19 protein-coding genes are annotated in these 20412 nt (G+C 67.8%); 11 read left to right on the top strand and 8 right to left on the bottom strand.

Annotation, left to right across the window (positions count from 1 at the left end; all coding sequences use genetic code 11):
• Window positions 1–64: 64 nt before the first annotated feature.
• Window positions 65–1423 (bottom strand): carboxypeptidase regulatory-like domain-containing protein, encoded by a 1359-nt coding sequence (locus ACIRA5_RS04220; RefSeq protein ID WP_403687034.1) that lies wholly within the window; start codon window positions 1421–1423, stop codon window positions 65–67.
• A gap of 111 nt (window positions 1424–1534) precedes the next feature.
• On the opposite strand from ACIRA5_RS04220, the gene ACIRA5_RS04215 reads away from it, so the two are divergent.
• The 7 genes from ACIRA5_RS04215 (at window position 1535) to ACIRA5_RS04185 (ending at window position 7437) form a co-directional block, all read left to right on the top strand.
• Window positions 1535–1999, top strand: coding sequence for a MarR family winged helix-turn-helix transcriptional regulator (locus ACIRA5_RS04215; RefSeq protein WP_403687032.1), 465 nt, complete (start codon window positions 1535–1537; stop codon window positions 1997–1999).
• A gap of 346 nt (window positions 2000–2345) precedes the next feature.
• Window positions 2346–3020 carry a TetR/AcrR family transcriptional regulator gene (locus tag ACIRA5_RS04210; RefSeq protein ID WP_403687029.1) on the top strand — a complete coding sequence of 225 codons (675 nt, stop codon included), beginning with the start codon at window positions 2346–2348 and terminating at the stop codon, window positions 3018–3020.
• Between the two features lie 145 nt (window positions 3021–3165).
• Entirely contained in the window at window positions 3166–3360 is a 195-nt protein-coding gene (locus ACIRA5_RS04205; RefSeq protein ID WP_403687027.1) for a ferredoxin, read from the top strand.
• Complete coding sequence (locus ACIRA5_RS04200; protein WP_403687024.1) at window positions 3357–4574, top strand: NAD(P)/FAD-dependent oxidoreductase; 1218 nt, start codon at window positions 3357–3359, stop codon at window positions 4572–4574. The genes ACIRA5_RS04205 and ACIRA5_RS04200 overlap by 4 nt, the downstream gene beginning before the upstream one ends.
• 64 nt (window positions 4575–4638) lie before the next feature.
• Window positions 4639–5850, top strand: coding sequence for a cytochrome P450 (locus tag ACIRA5_RS04195; protein ID WP_403687021.1), 1212 nt, complete (start codon window positions 4639–4641; stop codon window positions 5848–5850).
• Window positions 5851–5901: 51 nt separating this feature from the next.
• On the top strand, window positions 5902–6711 hold the full coding sequence (locus tag ACIRA5_RS04190; RefSeq protein ID WP_403687019.1) for an SDR family NAD(P)-dependent oxidoreductase: 810 nt from the start codon (window positions 5902–5904) through the stop codon (window positions 6709–6711).
• 252 nt (window positions 6712–6963) lie between these two features.
• Complete coding sequence (locus tag ACIRA5_RS04185; protein ID WP_403687016.1) at window positions 6964–7437, top strand: hypothetical protein; 474 nt, start codon at window positions 6964–6966, stop codon at window positions 7435–7437.
• On the opposite strand, the gene ACIRA5_RS04180 is transcribed toward ACIRA5_RS04185, so the two are convergent.
• Window positions 7434–9854: a SpoIIE family protein phosphatase gene (locus tag ACIRA5_RS04180; protein WP_403687014.1), complete on the bottom strand. Its 2421-nt coding sequence runs from the start codon at window positions 9852–9854 to the stop codon at window positions 7434–7436. The two genes, ACIRA5_RS04185 and ACIRA5_RS04180, sit on opposite strands and share 4 nt — an antisense overlap.
• A 303-nt stretch (window positions 9855–10157) precedes the next feature.
• Here ACIRA5_RS04180 and ACIRA5_RS04175 point away from each other — a divergent pair, with 303 nt between their 5' ends.
• A complete protein-coding gene (locus tag ACIRA5_RS04175) occupies window positions 10158–10832 on the top strand; it encodes a TetR/AcrR family transcriptional regulator (RefSeq protein ID WP_403687011.1) in 675 nt (224 codons plus the stop codon).
• Between the two features lie 15 nt (window positions 10833–10847).
• Here the strand turns inward: ACIRA5_RS04175 and ACIRA5_RS04170 are convergent, their stop codons facing one another.
• The 5 genes from ACIRA5_RS04170 to ACIRA5_RS04150 all read right to left on the bottom strand — a co-directional run bounded on the left by ACIRA5_RS04170 (window position 10848) and on the right by ACIRA5_RS04150 (window position 15645).
• The gene (locus ACIRA5_RS04170) at window positions 10848–11252 is read right to left on the bottom strand and encodes a Zn-ribbon domain-containing OB-fold protein (protein WP_403687008.1); all 405 of its coding nucleotides are present in this window, start codon (window positions 11250–11252) and stop codon (window positions 10848–10850) included.
• Between the two features lie 5 nt (window positions 11253–11257).
• Window positions 11258–12529: a thiolase family protein gene (locus tag ACIRA5_RS04165; protein WP_403687006.1), complete on the bottom strand. Its 1272-nt coding sequence runs from the start codon at window positions 12527–12529 to the stop codon at window positions 11258–11260.
• Window positions 12519–13574: an LLM class flavin-dependent oxidoreductase gene (locus tag ACIRA5_RS04160; protein WP_403687003.1), complete on the bottom strand. Its 1056-nt coding sequence runs from the start codon at window positions 13572–13574 to the stop codon at window positions 12519–12521. The genes ACIRA5_RS04165 and ACIRA5_RS04160 overlap by 11 nt, the downstream gene beginning before the upstream one ends.
• Window positions 13575–13607: 33 nt before the next feature.
• The gene (locus tag ACIRA5_RS04155; RefSeq protein WP_403687002.1) at window positions 13608–14087 is read right to left on the bottom strand and encodes a nuclear transport factor 2 family protein; all 480 of its coding nucleotides are present in this window, start codon (window positions 14085–14087) and stop codon (window positions 13608–13610) included.
• Between the two features lie 568 nt (window positions 14088–14655).
• Window positions 14656–15645, bottom strand: coding sequence for a LacI family DNA-binding transcriptional regulator (locus tag ACIRA5_RS04150; protein WP_403687000.1), 990 nt, complete (start codon window positions 15643–15645; stop codon window positions 14656–14658).
• Window positions 15646–15770: 125 nt separating this feature from the next.
• On the opposite strand from ACIRA5_RS04150, the gene ACIRA5_RS04145 reads away from it, so the two are divergent.
• The 3 genes from ACIRA5_RS04145 (at window position 15771) to ACIRA5_RS04135 (ending at window position 19640) form a co-directional block, all read left to right on the top strand.
• Window positions 15771–17042, top strand: a complete 1272-nt coding sequence (locus ACIRA5_RS04145; RefSeq protein ID WP_403686997.1) for an MFS transporter — start codon at window positions 15771–15773, stop codon at window positions 17040–17042.
• Between the two features lie 160 nt (window positions 17043–17202).
• Window positions 17203–18639 carry an MFS transporter gene (locus ACIRA5_RS04140; protein WP_403686995.1) on the top strand — a complete coding sequence of 479 codons (1437 nt, stop codon included), beginning with the start codon at window positions 17203–17205 and terminating at the stop codon, window positions 18637–18639.
• A gap of 239 nt (window positions 18640–18878) precedes the next feature.
• Complete coding sequence (locus ACIRA5_RS04135) at window positions 18879–19640, top strand: SDR family NAD(P)-dependent oxidoreductase (RefSeq protein WP_403686992.1); 762 nt, start codon at window positions 18879–18881, stop codon at window positions 19638–19640.
• Between the two features lie 69 nt (window positions 19641–19709).
• On the opposite strand, the gene ACIRA5_RS04130 is transcribed toward ACIRA5_RS04135, so the two are convergent.
• On the bottom strand, window positions 19710–20324 hold the full coding sequence (locus ACIRA5_RS04130) for a TetR/AcrR family transcriptional regulator (protein ID WP_403686991.1): 615 nt from the start codon (window positions 20322–20324) through the stop codon (window positions 19710–19712).
• Window positions 20325–20412: the final 88 nt, after the last annotated feature.

The raw sequence follows: 20412 nt of genomic DNA, 5'->3' as shown, positions 1-20412 counted from the left end.
CGAAGGGCGACCGGCATACCGCGTCGACTGGATCAGCCCGCGCCTTGTTGGCGGTTGGACCGACTCAGACCCGTGCGTGCTTCGGTGCGCGTCGGGCCAGTTCGAAGTCCTGGCGCAGCACCTTGCCCTCCTGCGGAAGGATGCGGGTGACGGCGGGCGCATGCCGAGGCGCGGAGAGGAGGAGCAGGATGAAGTCCTCCGGGAGCCCGGCGACGCCGTAGTCGCCGTTGGCGTCGGTCGTCGTGCGGGTCAGTTCGCGGCCGAGAGAGGTGGTGATCATGATGGTGGCGCCGGCCAACGGCTCACCTCCCTCCTCCGTGACGGTGCCGTGCAGCACCGGCTCCGTGCCGCTCAAGTGCTTGACCCCCTGCGGCACGGCACGCGGGACGGGCATCTCGATCGACGGGTCCTCCACGATCTCCTCGACCGCCTCCCCCGGCTCCTGGTCCGCGGCCGCCTGCGCCGCCTTCCGGTGTTGCAGCAGCGCGCCCGCGCCGATGAGCGCGGCGCCCGCGACCAACCACGCGCAGAGGACCAGCGTGGGCCGCAGCAGGCCCACGTTGTCGAAGTAGAAGATCCCGTGGAACGCGTCGATCGCGTTCCCCAAAGGCATGATGGGGTGCAGTGCGCGGAAGAAGCCCGGCACCATCTGGGCGGGGACGGCGCCTCCGCTGGAGGGGATGCTGAGCAGCACGAATATGCTGAGCGCCACGCCTGGCAGGTACTGCTTGGCGAACGGCACGAGCCCGTAGGCGACCCAGGCGACCGCCTGGCTGAGCATGAAGCCGTACAGCATGGCGAGCGGCTCGTTCGGGATCACGTCCATCGACAGGGCGACCACGTAGCCGACCACCGAGATGAACGCGCCCACGCCCGCCAGGGTGAGCACCTTGGCCCGACGGCTGAGGGTGACGGCCCGCATCAGCATCATCACCGCGATGTACGGGACGATGTTCCAGACCATCGCGACGTAGAACAGACCAGTGCCGGTGACATCCCCCTTCGCGGTGGGAACCAGCTCGGTGACGGTGATCTTCTGGCCACCCTGCTCCGCCAGTCCCGTGAAGGTCTGGTTCACGACCGACTCCAGCAGGGCGCCGTCGGCCTTGGCCGTGTAGAGGGTCACTGTGGTCTTGCCGGGCGCGTAGGCGGCCACGGCATCACGGCCAAGTACTTGGTCGCGGGCATCGGAGGCGCTCGTGGCCGGGACGATGTCGAAGGCCCCCGGCGCCGCCTTGTCCAGCGCCGCCTCCACCTGTGCCGCGGCGTGCTGTCCGACCACGGCGACCTTCACGTCGTGAGGCGCGGGCGCATGAAACGGAAGGACATAGCAGAGCAGGAAGCCGAAGAAGAACAGCGCTGGGAACCACAGATTCTCGGCGAGCTCACGGATGACCCTCGGTTTGGACGGTTGGTCGGACATCAGCACTCTCCTTCTCAGATACTTAACTTAAGTAACTGTAGCAGCGAGTGCGGAGACCAGCAGATGGAGGCAAGCGGAAGAGGGTGAAGGTCACACGGCATGATGGGGAGCATGTCCGACCTGCCCGACGTAGCCGACGACCCGATCTCCGCATTCGTACATGCGATGACCTCCCTGTCGTACGCGATGAGCCGCAACCTGGTGCACGCCGAACTGGCCGCGGCCGTCGACGTCAGAATCGACCGGGCCGGTCTCGCCGCTCTGCGTGTGCTCGTGGATGCCGACCGCCCGCTCCGCTTCAACGAGCTCGCCGAGCGACTGATGGTGCGTGCCCCCCACGCCACTCGTCAGGTCGTCGTACTGGAGGCCGAGGGGCTCGTGGAGCGGACGCGCGATGCGGCCGACCATCGCGCACAGCTCGTGCAGCTCACGGAGACCGGTCGACAGGCCGTGGACCGGATGGACAGCGCCGTGCGCGACCGGCTGCGCCAAGCGCTGGCGGGCGAGTCGAGCACGGACATCCGGACCGCCGCACGGATCATGAACCGCATCTCGGCGAACGCCAAGAAGATCTGATGCCTGCCTTGCGGGCGGCAACGGGTGACCCACGCGTCCGCTGCCGGCCGTCGGCCAGGAGCGTCGCCCAGGGAGGCGATGCACGAGACCGTCACCTCCAGGCCGGATTCCATGAACCGGAACGGATACGCCATCACTGAACGCGATCAGCGTGCTCGTGGCCACGAGCACGCTTCGCCGAAGACGTCCACCGGACGCCGTACGCAGTCCAGGTGACGTCAGGAGAAATGCGCAGGCCGGGCTTCCGGTTCTCGATCTGTCGTACACGGCCCGCCCCACCCCGCACAGAACCGCACCATGACTGCGTTCGCCGCTCCAGCGGAGACCCCCGTGGCAGGCTTGAGCCATGTCTCAGCAGAATCCCGGCTCGCTCCGCGCCCCCGACCCGTCCGCCGACAGACCCCGTACCCGCAACGCCCGCGGCGAGGGCGACAAGCTGCGCGAGGAGGTCCTTGCCGCAGCCGTACGCCTGGTGTCCGACAATGAACGCATGCGGCCGGCACCCCTGTCACTGCGAGAGGTGGCCCGCGAGGCAGGCATCACCGCACCCGCCATCTACCGGCACTTCGCCGACAAGGACGAACTCGTCGCAGCAGTCATGAGGCAGCTTTTCTCGCAGCTCATCGAGGCCATGGACCGAGCCGACGAAGAGGCCGCCGACCTCGCGCCCTCCTCGCGCTTCGCCGCCCTCGCGCATGCCTACTGCCGCTTCGCGGAGGAGAACCCGAGTTGCTTCCGCGTCATGTTCGCCGTCGCCGGGATGGCAACAGATGCGTCGTCGAACTCCCAGAGCCCGGTCTCCGAACTGGCCGAACGCTGGTTCCGCGCGATGACACGGCTGTCCGAGGCTGGCCTGCACCTGATGCAGGGTCCCGAACAGGCGGCGATATCGGCGTGGTCGTCGGTGCACGGCCGCATCGCGCTCGATCAGAGCACCTCCCCCCACTGTCTCGGAGACGTGCACACGTTCGTCGACGACTTCGCAGCGTCGCTGGACCTCGCCCCCCGCGGACATGATTAGGACTGACAAACGAATCGTGACCCATGCCACTCCAGAGAGTCGCCCACATGGCTTCCTCGATGACTAAACGCTTGTAAATTTACAAGCGTTTATTCATTGGCGCCGTTGAGCAGCAGCCTCGCGACGCCGTCTTTCGGGAGCGTGTATGCGTATCACCATCGAAGAGGACAAATGCTGCGGAGCCGGCCAGTGCGTACTGCTGGCCCCCAAGGTCTTCGACCAGCGCGACGAGGACGGCGTCGTCATCCTCCTCGACGCGGAACCGCCCGCCGAGGAGCACGGCAACGCCCGTGAGGCGGCGACCGTCTGCCCCGCCGCCGCCATCGAGATCCACGCATGACAACACCACGCCGTGTGGCTGTGGTCGGGGCTTCGGCAGCCGGCCTCGCCGCTGTCGAGGGCCTGCGCCGCGAGGGCTTCGACGGCCGGATCACACTGATCGGCGAGGAGCGGCACCTGCCCTACGACCGGCCGCCCCTGTCCAAGCAGATCCTCTCCAGCAGTTGGGACACCGACCGCCTGTGGCTCCGCCCCCCGGAGGCGCTGGCCGAGCTGGACGTGGACCTGCGTCTCGGCACCCGCGCGGTCGCCCTGGACACACGGGTCGGTGAGATAGCGCTGGCCGACCACGACCGGGTCGCCTACGACTCGCTCGTCGTGGCGACGGGCGTACGCGCCCGTCGGCTGCCCAACACCGCGGACATCGGCGGGGTGCATTATCTGCGCACTCTCGAGGACGCCCTCTCGGTGCGCGCGTCGCTGGCCCGTCGTCCGCATGTGGTCGTCGTGGGCGGCGGTTTCGTCGGTGCGGAGGCTGCCGCGGTGGCCCGTGAACTCGGCTGCGAGGTCACCATCGTGACCGAACAGGCCGTTCTGCTCGCCAACGCCCTAGGCACCCGTACCGCCACCATGCTGACCGACGTCCACCGCGAACACGGGGTACGTGTGGAGACCGGGGCGCTGGTCGAAGGAGTGCTGGACGACGGCGGGCGCGTCAGCGGGGTCCGGCTCGCCGACGGCCGTGTCATCGCCGCCGACGCCGTGCTGATCGGTATAGGCGCACTGCCGAACATCGAATGGCTGGCCGGCTGTGGCGTTCCCCTGGGCAACGGAGTCGAGTGCAACGCCACGCTCCGCGCCGTGGACGACATCTGGGCAGCGGGCGACGTCGCGTGCTGGCCCGACCGGGTCACCGGCGAGTGGCTGCGGAACGAACACCGTACCAACGCCTCCGAACAGGGCCTTGCCGTCGCCCTGAACATCCTGGCCGGACCCGACCGTGCGATGCCGTTCACCACCGTGCCATATGTGTGGACCGACCAGTACGACCTGAAGATCCAGGTCTACGGCCGCACCCATGGGTTCGACCGGATGCAGATCGTCGACGGCAGCCCGGCCGACCGGTCCTTCACCGCCCTCTACGAGCGTGACGGCCACGTCTGCGCGGCCGTTGGCGTCAACAGGGTCCGCGCACTACGCGGGCTGCGTCCACTCGTGGCCGCACGCGCGGACTGGGACGAGGCGTCGGGCTCCCTCACCGCCCGCGCGGCCTGACCTGTCATCAGTGTCCCCCTCCCCCCGACGAGTTCAAGCTCACCTCTCCTGAGGAGTTCCCCCCATGAGCACAGTCACGCACGCCAAGAGCGCACCCGACTTCCCCGCGACCCGGGGCTGTCCCTACGCCCCGCCGGAGCTCTACTCCGAGGCCCGTGAGGGTGGTGTCCCCGTTCGGGTGACGCTCTGGGACGGCAGCACCCCCTGGCTGATCACTCGCCACGACCACGTCCAGCAGGTGCTGGGTGACTCCGCCCGGTTCAGCGCCGACGTCACCAAACCGGGCTTCCCCCGTACCAACAGCGCCCAGCCGGAGGTCGAGGGCGGGCTGTTCTTCCGCCAGGACGGGCCCGGTCACCTGCCGGTGCGACGCATCCTCAACCCGGACTTCACCGCCAAGCGGTCCGAGTCCTGGCGGCCCCGGATCGTGGAGCTGACCGACGAGATCATCGACCGGTTGCTGCAGCTGCCCCGCCCGTTCGACATCATCGAGCACTTCGCGCTCGCCCTTCCCACCGCCGTCATCTGCGAGGTTCTGGGCGTCGGCCAGGACGAGAGCCACATCGTGCACGGGGCGGCCCAGGTGCTCACCGACCTTGAGGCCGCGCACGAGGACAAGATCGCCGCCACCGAGGCGATGAGCGGCCTCCTACACAGGTACGCGGAGACCAAGCTCTCGGAGCCGGACGAAATGCTCCTGTCCCGTCTGGTCAATGTGCACGTCGCAAAGGGCGACATCACGTTCGAACAGGCCGTACGCCTCGGCGTGACCGTGATCGGCGCCGGTCACGAGACCACCGCCAACATGCTGGGACTCGGCATCTACGCCCTGCTCCGGGAGCCCGAGCAGCGCCGCATCCTGGTGTCCGACCCGGATAAGTACGCCGCCAGCTGCGTCGAGGAGGTACTGCGGTACTGGAGCATGGTGCAGACCGAGCCCCGTCGCGTCACCCTCCAGGACACCGAGATCGGCGGAGAGCTGATCCGGGCCGGCGAGGGCGTGCTGTGCTCGCTGCCCGCGGCCAACCACGACCCGCTGGTCTTCGCCGCGCCCGGCGAGCTGGACATCACGCGCGCCGAGCGCCGCCACATCGCCTTCGGCCACGGCATCCACCAGTGCATGGGGCAGAACCTGTCCAGGGTGGAGATGCAGGTCGCCTGGCCGAGGCTCTTCCAGCGGATCCCCGGGCTGCGGCTCGCCGTGCCGGAGGAGGAGCTGCGATTCCACGACCTCAGCGTCACCTACGGCCTGCACGAACTTCCGGTGACCTGGTGAGCGACAGCACCTCATGTACGAAGTGACCGGCGACAACACGGAGGCAGAGCTGTGACCACCGGAAGACTGGCGGAGAAGACCGCCGTGATCATCGGCGGCGGCCAGACACCTGGCGCCACCATGGGCAACGGACGCGCCGTCGCCCTGACCTTCGCCCACGAGGGCGCACACGTCCTGGTCGTGGACCGCGACCTCGACTCGGCTGAGGAGACCGCGGAGCTGATACGCAAGGACGGCGGCCGGGCCGCCGCCCACCGTGCCGACATCACCGTCGAGGGCGACTGCGCGGCGGTGCCCGACACCGCGGTCGCCGTTCTCGGGCACGTCGACATCCTGCACAACAACGTCGGCATCGTTCCGGGCGGCCGCACGGAGGACCTGAGCGGCGATCTCTGGCGCCAGGGTTTCGAGATCAACCTCACCGGAATGTGGATGACCTGCAAGTACATGTTGCCGCACATGCGCGAACGCGGCACCGGAGCGATCATCAACATCTCCTCCCTCGCCGGCTTGCTGCCCGGCGGCGGCGCCATCGCGTACTCCACCTCCAAAGCGGCTGTCAACGCCATGACCCGCTCACTGGCACTGGAGTACGCGCCGCACGGGGTGCGCGTGAACTGCGTGGCGCCCGGCATCGTGGACACCCCCATGGGTGTCGACAACGTTGCCCGTGCCACGGGTGCCAGCCGCGACGAGGTCGCCGCCCAGCGCGCCGCCATGATCCCCATGGGCCACCAGGGCACCAGCTGGGATGTCGCGAACGCCGCGCTGTTCCTGGCCTCCGACGAGGCCGCGTTCGTCACCGGCGTCGTGCTTCCGGTGGACGGCGGGAGCAGCCTTCGAGGGGCCCCGGGACAGTAGGCCTCTCTCCCCACGCCGAACCTGATGCGAGCCGAGCCCCGGTCCGCCCGGCAAGGAGCCGGATGGACCGGGGCTCGGTGCTGTCGGGCACTGAGGCTGACCGACTGGCCTCAAGCGGTGTCGTAACGCCCGTCCGTCGGTATCCCGTTCATCCTGGAGGTCTCCCGTCCCCACACTCAGGAGTCGTCCCGCATGCGCTCCGTCCCCGCACACGCCGTGCCATCTCCGGGCATGTCACCGGGGCGAACTCAGATGGCCGTCGAGCGCCTGAAGAAGCGGATCTACGCCACCGTCACCATGGTCGCCGTGTTGATGGGACTGCGACAGATCCCTCATCTGGAGCCGGCGGACGCCGCACTGGCCATTGCCGGGACGGCCGTCGGCCTGTGGCTCGCCTCCCTGGTGGCGGACGCGCAGGCCCATCGCACAGTGCACGGGCAGTGGGCGCGGACCGGGGAGATCCGTCGCATGCTGTACGTCGCGACCCCGCTGCTGCTCAGCGGAGCCGGACCGCTCCTCCTGGCGGGCCTGTCCTCCGCAGGCACCATGGAGCTGCCGACCGCGCTGGCGGTCGCGGTCACCACGGATGTGTTCTCACTGTTCCTGTGGGGGTGGCTCGGTGGCCTGTGCACCGGCGCCGGACCGGTGACCGCCTTGATCACAGGAGGACTCGACGCCGCGATCGGACTGGGCGTGGTGGCGGTGAAGGCGCTCGCCACTCACTAGCCGACGGAATCGGTTGGAGACAGCTCGGTCCAGATGGTCTTCCCGGTGGCGGTATGGCGGGTGCCCCATGCCTGGGTCAGCTGAGCGACCAGCAACAGCCCCCGGCCGCCCTCGTCGTAGACGCGTGCACGGCGCAGATGTGGAGCTGTGCTGCTCGCGTCGGACACTTCGCAGATCAGGCCGCGGTCGTCGTGGATCAGGCGCAGTTGGATGGGCGGGCGGCCGTATCGGATGGCGTTGGTGACGAGCTCGCTGACGACGAGTTCGACGACGAAGGCCGCCTCCTCCAGCCCCCACACAGCCAGCTGTCGGCAGGCCAGACTCCGGGCCTCGGTGACAACCGCGGGGTCCGCCGGAAGGTCCCAGGTGGCGACCTGATCAGCGGTAAGGGCACGAGTGCGGACTGTGAGCAGGGCGATGTCGTCGACCGGACGGTGGGGCAGCAATGCCTTGAGAACCGCGTCACAGGTGTGTTCGAGCGAAGGCGCGGGTTCCGTCAGTACTCTGAGGAGCTCTGCCAGACCCTCGTCGATGTCGCGTTCACGCGACTCGACCAGGCCGTCGGTGTAGAGGGCGAGCAGACTCCCCTCGGGCACCTCGATTTCCCTACTTTCGAAGGGCAGACCGCCCAACCCGAGCGGCGGGCCATGAGGCAGGTCGACGAAGTCGGCGGTACCGTCCGGAGCGACCAGCACAGGTGCCAGGTGTCCCGCACGGGCCAGCACACAACGGCGGGACACCGGGTCGTAGACCGCGTACAGACAGGTCGCCCCGACGTGGCCGCGTTCGCCGTCCGCCGCACTGTGCTCGGCCTCCAGGCGGTTCACCACGTCGTCGAGATGAGTGAGGAGTTCGTCCGGCGGCAGCTCCACGTCCGCGAGCGTGCGCACCGCGGTACGCAGCTGCCCCATGGTGGCGGAAGCGTGGATACCATGCCCGACCACGTCACCGACGACGAGCGCGACGCGGCTCCCCGAGAGCGGGATGACGTCGAACCAGTCACCACCGACGCCCGTCTGAGGGCTCGCCGGCAGATAGCGCGAGGCCACTTCGACCGCCACCTGAGGCGACAGGTGACCGGGCAGCAGGCTGCGCTGAAGGGTCATGGCCGTGGTGCGTTCAAGGGTGTAGCGCCGCGCGTTGTCGATGCAGACAGCGGCTCGGGACGCGATCTCCTCGGCGAGAAGCAGATCTTCCTCGTCAAAGGGGAAGGGCTGCTGGTGACGTAGGTAGAGCATCGTCCCGAGAGTGACACCGCGAGCTCGGAGCGGCACACACATCATCGAGTGGATTCCGTGCCGACGGACCTGTTCCGCACGTTCCGGGCTCGCCCTGAGCCAAGCACGGACTTCCGGATCGTCGGCCTGGCGCAGCGAGGACCGGCCGGTCACCAAAGTGCGGGCCGGGGGCGAGTCCCCCGGATACGTGTCCGTCCCTCCAGGCCCGACAGCCGACTCGGGGTGGTCGGTCAGGACCGAGGCCTGAGCCATGCGCATCAGCGTTACCGGACCACCAACCATGCCGGGCGGCGGCTCCTCACCCCGGTGCACCGATTCCCACAGGTCGATACTGGCGAAGTCGGCGAACGTCGGAACCACCAGGCGCACCGCCTCCTCCGCCGTACGGCCCATGTCGAGGACCGAGCCGATGCGGACGCTCGCTTCGTTGAGCACCGTGAGCCTGAGACGGGACCGGTACTGCTCGGTGACGTCGAGCGTGGAATTGCACACGCCCCACACCCGCCCCGCGGCGTCCTTGAGGGGCGAGAGGAAAACGGTCCAGGCACGCTCCCGGTTCTCCATCGGTGCCCGGACCACAGCCTCCTCCACGGACTGTTCGCCTGTCCGCAGCACCTCCGTGATGTGCCGGTCGAGAGTCCGGGACCGAGCCAGTTCGGGTGTGATGTCCGTGGCGCGCAGGCCGCGCATCTCTTTCTCCGGGCGGGCCAGGACGCGTGCCATCTCGTCGTTCACCCGAACCACCCGCCCCTCGCGATCGTGGAGCGACATCGCGATCGACGACTGTTCGAAGGACCACTTCACCAATCGCGCGTCGTCCTCACCGGTCGCCCGTTCCCGGCACCGGATCGTCAGGAACCACTGTGTCCGCCCCAGGCCGTCCAGCAGCGGGGTCGCCCTGACCTCCGCCGCGAGGAGCCGGCCTTCACGATGCCGTGCCGTCAGCTCGTCGGACCATTCCGCGGGCCTGGCCGCGCCCAGCCGAGCCTCCAGGACCTCGCGCTCTTCCTCATCGAACAGCTCTGCCACCGGCCGTTGGGAAACCCCTGCGGCCGAGTGACCGAACAGCTGCTCGGCGGCCTCGCTCCACGCCGTGACCGTTCCGTGCGCATCAACCGCGATCACGCAGGAGGACCCGGTGTCACCCACACGACCTGGTGCGTCGTGCCGCTCTGTCATGCGAAGCTCGTCTCGTCATCGCTGACCGTCCAGAGGTTGTCGCGCATCCGGCGGCCGTATCTCTCCACTACCAGAATCCCCGCCTGGCCGGGTCGCAACAACCCTTGAGGCGCGTCACCGGCCGCCGTGAGAGCGACTCCGCCGTGGGATCGAGGCCCGTGCACACCGGGGACGCACAGCATACGTCGACGCCGGGACCTGTGAGTGACCGGCGGTCAGCTCTCCGCCACATGCCGCGCGGCAGTAAGCGGAAGGGACACGTTCTCGAACATTGGGCGAACCGCCCGTAGGTACCCTGAGGCCATGTCCGACCACGCCGCCGAGGCAACCGCCCGCCCCTTGCGACGCGACGCCCAGCGCAATCGCGAGGCACTGCTCATGGCCGCCCGTGCGTGTTTCGCCGAGTGCGGGGTCAACGCTCCGTTGGAGCAGGTGGCCAAGCAGGCCAGCCTCGCCATCGGCACCCTCTATCGGCACTTCCCCACCCGGCTGGATCTGGTGCAGGCGACCTTCGCCGAGAAACTGGCCGCGTGGCTGGCAGCAGCGGAGAGAGCGGCCACGATGGAGGATGCCTGGAACGGCTTCTGTCATTTCCTGGAGACGATGTGCGAACTCCAGGCGGACGACCGCGGTTTCAACGACCTGGCTTCCAGTCTCCTGCCGGAGACCGCGCGCCTGGCCGAACCTCAGATCCGTATCCACCAGCTCGCCGTGCGCATCGTCGCACGTGCCCAGAAGCAGGGCATGTTGCGGCCCGATCTCACCCCCGAGGACCTCGCATTCGTCATCTGGTCCCACAGCCGGATCACGGAAGCGACGCAGGGTATCGCCCCCGCTGTCTGGCGCCGTCATCTGTATCTGATGCTCGACGGCTTTCGCGCCGACCGTGCCCACCCCCTGCCCCAGCAGGCCCTCACCTCCGAAGAGCTGTGGCAGGCCATGATCCGCCTCGGCGGATCGAGCGCCTGCAGCGGCTGACCTCCTCCACCCTTCTCAGTGCTTCAGGCGGAAGACCAGGAACTTGTGGTCCCCTCTGTCCTGGACTTCCCCCTGTACCGGCAGCGGCAGTCGCTCGTAGAGATCTTCGACGTCCTCCGGCCCGACGCCCAGGACCATGCCGCCGTAGACCGGCCCTTCCTTCAAGATCACGTTTCCGCTCACATACGGCCAGGCCGAGACGAAGCGTTGATCGGGGTGGAGTGCGACTTTGAACGACGTGAGCTCTCCTTCGCCGCTCATTTCGACCCAGTCCAGCCCGGTACCGGAACACGCGTTGCACACCGGCACGGGCGGGAACTCGTATGCCCCACAGCGATTGCATGCGAGGCCCATGATCTTTCCCTCGGCGAAGAACTCGTACCACATCTTGACGTAGGGTTGCATCTTCAACTTCCGCATCCCTTTCAGCGCGCGTCCAGTACTGCGGCAAACGAACTGATTCCGGCTCCGAGTCCATGTACGACGCTCACTTCGGGGGGCGGACTCAGTTGCCGATCGGCGCAAGCACCTCGCATCTGCTTCACGGCCTCGGAGATCTCGGCCCCGATCGATGCGCCGTAGGCATGCCCCATTCCGGTGCGGCCACCACTGGTGTTGATCGGCCTGTCGCCGTGCAAACCTGTGCGTCCCTCGATGACGGCCTGCCATCCCTCGCCTCTCGGGAGGTACCCGGCCGTCTCGGCGCCCACGAATTGGTGACACACCTGGGCATCATGAACGTACATGTAGTCGACGTCCTTGGCGGGGTCGACCCTGGCCATCTCGAAAGCCTTCGCGAAGGCCACGGCGTCCGACTCCCAGTCCAGCCCTTCGCTGTGATATCCAATGGCCGTGGCTACGCCGAGCCCGGTGACAGCGACAGGGTGTTCGGTGAAACTCCTGGCCATGCTGGTCGGGCACACGATGACAGCGGACGCCGCATCCGCGTGGACGTAGAAGTCCGACTTCCGGGCCAGGGCCCCGAGCCTCGGATTGAACTGCGACTTCATATAGTCCGTCTCGTCACCGAACCCGTGCTCTTCGGCCTCGTCGAGGAGATCCGTCACAGCGAGTGCCGCCAGCGGATTCCGCACCGCGTTTCTCCTGTTCTTGATCGCCGCGGCAACCGACGCCTCTTCCACCTGTCGCAGCGTCAGGCCGTATTTCTTTCCGTACGCCATGAGAATCGAGTCGGTACCGCCGACCCCCAGCATGGAGTCCGAATAGGCAAGATCCTGGGTGATGGTCATCCTGTTCCGCTCCCGCACAGACAGCGGTTCCCTCATGTACGGCGGCTTGCCGGCGATGACTCTGCTCCGCGTCACCTCGACACCGACGGACATCACCGTCCGGTACATACCGGACGCGACCGCCTGGCAGGCGAGCCACAGTCCCATACCACCAGTGCTGCAGGCCGCCTCATGATGGAAGCCGGGCTTGTTCCGCATGCCTATCCAGTCGGCGACGGCGGCAGCGGTGTTCACGCTTCCCGAGGACTGTTCGTCAAATACATGTCCGATATTGAAAGCGTCAACGTCCTTGGGCTCGATTCCGGCATCTTCCATGGCCTCCAACGCGGCCCAGGCGACCAGCTCCCGTTCGGTCATCCCCGCCAGCTCCGGGCTTTCCAGAACGTCTCCGAACGGAGTGCATCCGACGCCGATGATGGAAACGCCCTCGCTCAGTTCACCGTTCATTCGAACCCACCCTCGTGTGCAGGACGGTGCGACCGACGAGGTCGATGTATCGGTCGAGGTCGGGGACGAGGCCGACGCAGAAGATCCGGTCGGCACCGCGCTTCTTCAGGTCCTCCAGCCGTTCCACCCACTCCCGCGCCGAGCCCACCAGGCAGAACCGGTCGAGAACGTAGGCGCGGAATTCGGGGTCGAGCACCAGCTCGCGGTTCGGGTTCTCCGGGTCGGTACGGAGGTGGGCCGCCATGTCGTAGCGCTCGGCGAGGTCGCGGCACGCGGGACGGAACCGCTCGGGCACACCTGCCTGCTCCGGGTCGCGACCCAGTGCGATGGCCCCGAGAGCCGCCAACTGCGGGGCGATCTGCCACATCGCCTCGTCCGGATCTTCCGCGATACTCGTCTTCAAGGAGTGCCAGATCTCAAGTTCCTCGGGATCCCGGCCCGCGGCGAGCGCTCCCGCGGCAAGGTCTCCCCGTACCCGGGCCAAGGTCGACTCGTCGACCCCCGCCTCACAGATCGCGCCGTCCGCGATCTCTCCGGCCATCCGTAGACCGCGAGGTCCGGAGACCCCGAGGAGCACCGGGACCGGCCGCGCGTCCCATCCGAGGGTGACTCGCTCCCCTTGGTACTCCGTCTCGCCACGCTCCCAGAGCTCGCGAAGTGCGACCACGAACTCACGCAACTGCTTCATCGTTCCCGGCTTTCGTGCGCGACCGGCGGAGATCCCCAGGAACGTGCGTCCTCTGGCGACCGATTCCACCGAGGACATCGCAGCGGCCGTCACCAGCATGTCGCGGTGCACACAGTCGGTCATCGCGGTGCCGATCCGGCAGGTGTCCGTCGCCACCGCCAGCATCGTGAGCGATACATATGTGTCCTTGATCAGCGCCGGGTTGTCGCCGACGGCCACGAATGAGAAGCCGCCTGCCTCGGCCGCGCGGGCGCGGCGTTGGAGGACGTCGTAGTCGTGCGCCGGTATCCCCAGACCGAGCTGGAACCTCGGGGTGTTCGGCACGGAGAATTGCGGGTCCAGGAGGTCGCCGTCCATGGTTTCCTCTCCTTCCAGCGACGCAGGGATCGGTCAGCGGAGGTATGAGACATCGGAGCGGTCACGGCGTCCGCCGACGAAGAGGTCACGCATCTCAACCTCCCGGTCGACCGGAATCCTCGTGTTCCACTCGCCCACGTTCACCCGATGGGCGATCCGCCACTCGCCGTTCCTGCGCTCGAAGCGGTCGACGTAACGACCGCCGGAGACATCCAGTCCACCGCCGTCGACGCGCCGGAAGACGCCCAGCATGTAGGTCTCGACGTGCGCGGTGTCACCGTCGAGATCGATGTCGATGTTCGTCACGAAATGCTGGTGGTTGGTCCAGGTCGGGGCGTGCAGCGCTTCGAGCTTCTCCGCGCTTCCCAGTTCCTGGGCGGGGCCCGAGAAGACCTTTCCGTAGTCGGCGGTGGCGTCCTCGTGGAACGCCGACCGGACGAGGTCACCGTCAAAACGGTCCGCCCCCCGGCAGAACCGCTGGATGACCTTCGTGATCGCCCGCTCGTCCAACATCGCTTGGACGGCCGCTTCCCGAGCCGCGCCGCCACCTGGCGCCGCAGTCTCAGCAGTCCGATTCTCCATTGAATCCTCCTGTGCTCGTTCCTGGCGCTGAGCCCGTCCTGCGATCGGACCGGCGCGACATCTCCGGGTTCGACCATCAAGAGGTCGAACCCGCCTCCTGACTGACAACGACGCCGAATGTTCGGTGTCCGCACCACCGCGTCGGACCGATCGACGGCCGGGTCCAGGCATGCACCGCGCTCGGGCCGACGAAACTCCTCAGGCCGCCGCGCGGTGAACCTCACCGGCCGGGGATCGGCTCGCCGACCTCGCGGTACACCCGCACCGCGTTCGGCTGTTCCGTCGCCCTCGCACTACGGTGACGATTTAGTAGAACGCTACAGTGCCGTCACAGCACCCCGACGTCAACACCCGGATGCAATGATGGCGCCCCGGGCACACCTGACCCACGCCAGGTCACACGCCTCGAACGAGGCGCCGCCCGCCCTCGCCACCGCGCCGCCGACCCGGTCGTCACGCGGACGAGCGGGCTCCCGGCCCCGAGGCGCGGAGCTCCGCCTCAGCTGGTGCCGCGATGGATCAGCCGCATCGGCGCGACGTCATAGGTGCTCGACGCCAGCTTCTTCGCACCGGGCAACTGGGCCAGGAGCCGATTGGCGAGACGACGGGCCGAGCCGCGGAGGTCAAGGGCGATCGTCGACAGGGCGGGCTCCATCAGGGAGCTGATGGGCAGGTCGTCGACACCGATCAGCGCGAGGTCGTCCGGAACGCGTACGCCCGTGGCGTGGCACGAGGTCATGATCGCCACAGCTGCCATGTCGTTGAACGCGGCGACCGCGGTGACCCCCGCTGCCTCCGCCCTCCACTTCTCCAGAGCGGCCAGCGCGCTGACGCGCGTGTAGCTGAGGTCAGCGACCACCGGCTGGGGCAGGTCGTGGACGTGGCACGCCCGACGCACCCCGTCCAACCGCGCTTCGACGAAAGGGAATTCAAGGGGGTCGGAGAGTTTGGCGAACCCGATGCGGCGGTGGCCGCGCTCGACGAGATGTTCGACGAGCAGCGCGCCGATCCCCGCCTGGTCGAGGACACCGTCCTCGGGCCGCTCCCGCTCCTGGGCGGCGTCGACCAGCGGGATCCCGGCCTGGGCGAGCGCGGTGCTGTCGGCCGTGGGCAACGAGGCCAAGGTGATCACCCCCACCGGGTGCACGTGCCTCCAGATGTCCAACGAGGGCCGGGACGGGTCGGTCAGTTGGGCGAAGACACACGTGAAACCGGCTTCGGCGATGACACCCGAGAGGTGGTTCTTGAACTCCTCGGTGGCCTGCGCGACAGGAAGCGGGGGCACCAGGCAGAGCACCAGACTGCTGTGTCCGCTGCGCAGCGTCCGCGCGGCTGCCGACGGCACATAGTTGAGACGCGCCGCAGCCTTCATCACGAGGTCTCGGGTCCGCTCCGGGATCCCGTTGTCCCTGCCGTTGAGGACGAAACTCACCGTCGTCTGCGAGACACCCGCCTCATGGGCGACGTCTTTGATCGTGACCCTGGCCATGACTTCGTATTGTGTCACGGCTCTTGCGGGGCACCGACGGCATGAGTATGTTTCGCACATCGCCGGGATGTGACGATTTAGTAAATCGTGTTACCAACTCCCCGGCCGGTCCCGTTGGAGGATCCATGACCGCACCCGTAGTGACGGAGCACCTCGCCGAGTTCACTCCTCACCGCGCTCCGCTGCCACGTCTGCTCGCCTTCCTGCTCCCGACGTCCACCGCGATGTTCGCGGCCTTCAACGGCGTCCAGCAGATCCTGATGCCGGCGCAGGTCGAGAGGATCGACGCCGCGCACAAGGTGGGCAACCTCGCCCTCCTGACCACGTTCGTAGGGATCGCGTCGATGGTCGCGGTTCCGCTGGGTGGGTCGCTCTCGGACCTCACGCGCTCCCGCCACGGTCGCCGGGCCCCCTGGATCGTCGTTCTCTCACTGGTCACCGGCGTGCTGATGATCGCCATGGGTTTCATCGGCAACCTGGCACTGCTGGCGTTGGTCTACACCGTGTGCTGGCTGGCGGCGAACATGTTCCAGGGCTCGATGAACGCGATCCTGCCCGACCGGATCCCGCTCGACCGGCGCGGGATGGCGTCGGCGATCATCGGGCTGGGAGCGCCCCTGGGGACGCTCGTAGGTGTGAACGTCGCGAGCCGCGTAGGACAACTGGCGGGTTACACGGTCCTAGCTGTGGTGCTCGTCGTGACCTCGCTGACCCTCGTGCTGGGGGCGCGGGACAGGTCGTCGATGGATCTGCCGGCTCGCGCGCAACGACGGCGGATCGATCGCAGAGTCGCTCTGTCGAGCTACTTCGTCGCCTTCCGGAACCGCGACTTCACGATGGCCTTTCTCAGCCGGTTCGCTCTGTTCCTCTCCTACTTCAGTATCGCCGGCTACCTCTACTACACGGTGAGCGACTACATCGGTGCCGACAAGCTGCCGGGCGGCGACGTCGCCGGCGCCGTGAGCACTCTCTCGACGATCAACGTCGTCACTTGGGTCGTCGTCGCGACCGGCTGTGGATGGCTCGCGGACAAGCTCGACCGGCGCAAGGTGTTCGTCGGTGTCGCCGCCGTCGGCCTCGGAGCATGCATGCTCATTCCGATCGTCAGCCCGACGTGGACCGGAATGGTCGCCTACTCGATCGTCAGCGGTGCCTGCATCGGAACCTACTTCGCCGTCGATCTCGCGCTGATGTCGATGGTCCTGCCCAACCGTGACCGTGAAGGCCGTGACTTCGGGCTTCTGGCGTCGGCGGCCGGGGTTCCGACCGTCATCTCCGCCTTGGTCGCCGGGGCGCTCATCAGCGTCGGCGGAGGCTACCCAGCGCTCTACGTCTTCGGCACCGTCATGGCAGCCCTCGGTGGAGGCTTCGCCTTCTGTATCCGCAAGGTCCGCTGAACTCGCGGCCGACGGTTTCCTCAACCACCACCCAGCATCACGATCGGGGCGACGACATCAACAGTCTGCGAGTCCAGTCCGTCCTAGCCGCCGCAGGGACATCTCTTTCAAGAGGTGTCCCCGCGGGGGTGCCCATGAACTCCCGAGGTCAGGGACGCCGATGAGCGCGTCGCTGGACCAGCAGTCCACCATCAACCCTGACAGCCGCGTGCGGAGCCCGGGCCGCGCGATCGCCGTACTGGCGTCTTGCGGCCTCCTGGTGTCGTTGGTGCAGACAATGGTCGTTCCCCTGCTGCCCGCGTTCCCCCGGCTGATGTCCGTGAGCACCTCCACGGCAGCCTGGCTGGTGACAGCCACTCTTGTCTCCGGCGCGGTCTCGGCCCCGGTCTTCGGTCGCCTCGGGGACATGTACGGCAAACGCCGGATGCTGCTCATCTCCATCGGCCTGATCCTCGTGGGCTCGGTGCTCGGAGCGATCGCGCCGAACATCCTGGTGCTCCTCATCGGGCGGACACTGCAAGGCGTTTCGTTCGGGGTCGTCGCGCTCGGCATGAGCCTGATGCGGGACATCCTCCCCGAGGAGAGGATCGGCAGCGCCGTCGGGATGATGAGCGCATCCGTCGGCGCGGGCGGGGCCATCGGTCTCCCGATCGCCGGGGCCGTCTCGGAGTGGACCGACTGGCGGTGGCTCTTCGCCGGCGCGGCGGTCGTCGCGATGCTCCAAATCGTCCTGGTCAGGAGACTGGTGGCGGAGTCCCCCCTCCGCTCGGGGGGCAGGTTCGACGGAGCCGGGGCCGCCGGTCTCGGGGGGATCCTGGTCTGTCTTCTGCTCGGCATCTCCAAGGGAGCGGACTGGGGATGGCTGAGCCCGACCGTGATCCTGCTCTTCGTCGGCGCCGCCCTGATGTTCGCGATCTGGATGAACTGGGAGCTGCGGGCAGCCAGCCCGATCGTCGATCTGCGAGTATCGGCCCGCCCGGCGGTCCTGCGTACGAACCTGGCCACCGTCCTCATCGGGTTCTCGATGTTCGCGACCTTCGTCCTGGCAACCCAGATCCTCCAGGCGCCGGTGGTGACCGGATACGGATTCGGCCTCTCGTTGATCGTGTCCGGACTCGCCCTGCTGCCGCTCGGCGGCTGCATGGTGGTCTTCTCATCGACGTCGGCCCGGATGTCACGGATATACGGCCCGCGACTCACTCTGGTTTTCGGCACCGGGCTGATGGCGGTCGGCAACATCGGCTTCGCCCTGCTACCGGGATCCGTGTGGATCCTCGTGGCGGTGGCGACCGTCGGCGCCATCGGAGGCGCTCTCGCCTACTCGGCGCTGCCCCTGCTCATCATGAGCGCGGTGCCGGTGACCGAGACCGCCGCCGCGAACAGCCTCAACACCCTGATGCGTCAGCTGGGCAACTCGACCTGCACGTCCGTCGCCGCCGCGGTGACCAGTGCGCTGGTCGTCGATGCGCACGGGGCGTCGTTCCCGAGCGGGACCGCGTACAGCGTCGTCTTCACCATCGCCGCGGTCACCGCCGTGGGCGCGTTGGCGGTCGGGCTTCTCACGCCCGCACGACGGGACGATGGAGGATCACTGTGACCCAGGATATCCCGCCGGCCGCGCGGCTCATCTTGAGTCTCCTTGCCGGGCGCCGTCACATCCGACTGCCTGGTTACCCTCACCAGACGCACAGTGACGATTTACCGGTGGGGTCGTCGTTGCCGTCGCCGCACACACGGTCATGACTGACCGACCCGGTACACGCGACACATGTCCTGCGTTTCAGCCCTGGTTCGCCGTCCCGCCCCGCGCGGCCGGCGGGAAATGGAAGTGAAGAGATGGGTGTTCTCGACGGCAAGGTCGCACTGGTCACCGGTGCGGGCCAAGGGATCGGCCGTGGCATCTCGCTGGCCTTCGCGAGCGCCGGCGCCGATGTCGCCATTCTTGAGCGTGACGCCGCGCACTGTGAGTCGGTCGTGAGGGAGGTCGAGGCCCGCGGGCAGCGCGCCATCGGCATCGCGGGCAGCGTCCGCGTCAAGGCCGACTGTCTGCGCGCCGTCGAGCGGACCGTGGCCGAACTCGGCGCTCCGACGATCCTCGTGAACAACGCGATCCAGACGACGTCGAACGTACCGTTCCTGAACCACTCCGACGACGACATGGTCGCCACCTTCGAGTCGGGTGTGATGGCGGCGTTCTGGCTGATGCAGGCATGCGCGCCGCTGATGGCGGAGAAGGGCGGCGGGTCGATCATCAACTTCGGGTCGGGGATCGGCACGTTCGGCACCCCTGGGTTCGCGTCGTACGCGGCGACGAAGGAAGCCATCCGAGGAATGACCCGGGTCGCCGCGCATGAGTGGGGACCGCTGGGCATCCGGGCCAACATCATCTGCCCCTTCGCCAACTCGCCGGGCATGCTCGCCTACGAGCAGGCCGCTCCCGACGAGTACGCCGCGCTGCTGGCATCCGTACCGCTCAAGCGGATCGGGGACTGCGAGGACGATCTCGGAGCACTCGCCGTGTTCCTCGCCTCCGATGCCGGTTCGTACCTCACGGCCAACACCCTCATGGCCGACGGCGGCTCCGGCACCTTCCGCTGAGACGGCACGGAGACGATCGGCGAGGGCGACGAGCCGTGCGCCGACGGCTGGACACTGACGCGGTGTCGCTCACGCGGACGCGTTCGTCAGCCACTCCCCCTCGGTGGGCACTTCCGGCACCGGAAACAGGTCACCGATCAGCAGGGCCGCCCCGTCCATGGCCGCCGCGAGGATGTCGGTGTCCTCGGCCTTGGTCCCCTGGGAAGCCAGTACCGCGCTGTGGACAGTGAGCAGGGCCATGCGAACCCGCAGCTGATCCTGAAGATCGGAGTCCGGCCCGAGCATCAGGAGAGACGCCCGCTCGATCCGTTCCAGAGTGCCACCGCTCCCCGGCGGGCGGGCGGCACGCAGTGCGTTCTGGTTCGCCGCGGCGAACCGCATGGTACGCATCCCGCGGGCAGCAGTCAGGGCGAGCCACCCTCCGAGGAGCTCGGAGGCCATCTCCGGTGAATGCGGTCGCTCGGCAGCCCTGTCGAGGAGTTCATCGAGGGCGCTCAAGTGCCCGTCGAGGAGGCTGAGGATGATCGCCTCTTTGTTCTCGAAGTGGTAGTAGAGCGCCGCCTTGGTGATGCCGAGCTGTTCGGCGATCTCCCTCATCGAGGTCGCCTCGTAGCCCCGCTCGGTGAACAGGTCCATCGCGACGTGCTGGATCTCGGCACGGGTGTCACTGCCCTTGCGCCGCATACCTACCACCTGCCCACTCTCCCGCCACTACGTCGCCTGCCCGGGCCCATCCATGGCGGCATGCCCTCTGCATCTTATTACTCCACCG

The organism is Streptomyces sp. NPDC096311, from assembly GCF_044763085.1.
GTDB lineage: Bacteria > Actinomycetota > Actinomycetes > Streptomycetales > Streptomycetaceae > Streptomyces.
The sequence above is the reverse complement of the archived record's forward strand: the minus strand, read 5'-3'. Positions and strand labels throughout refer to the sequence as shown.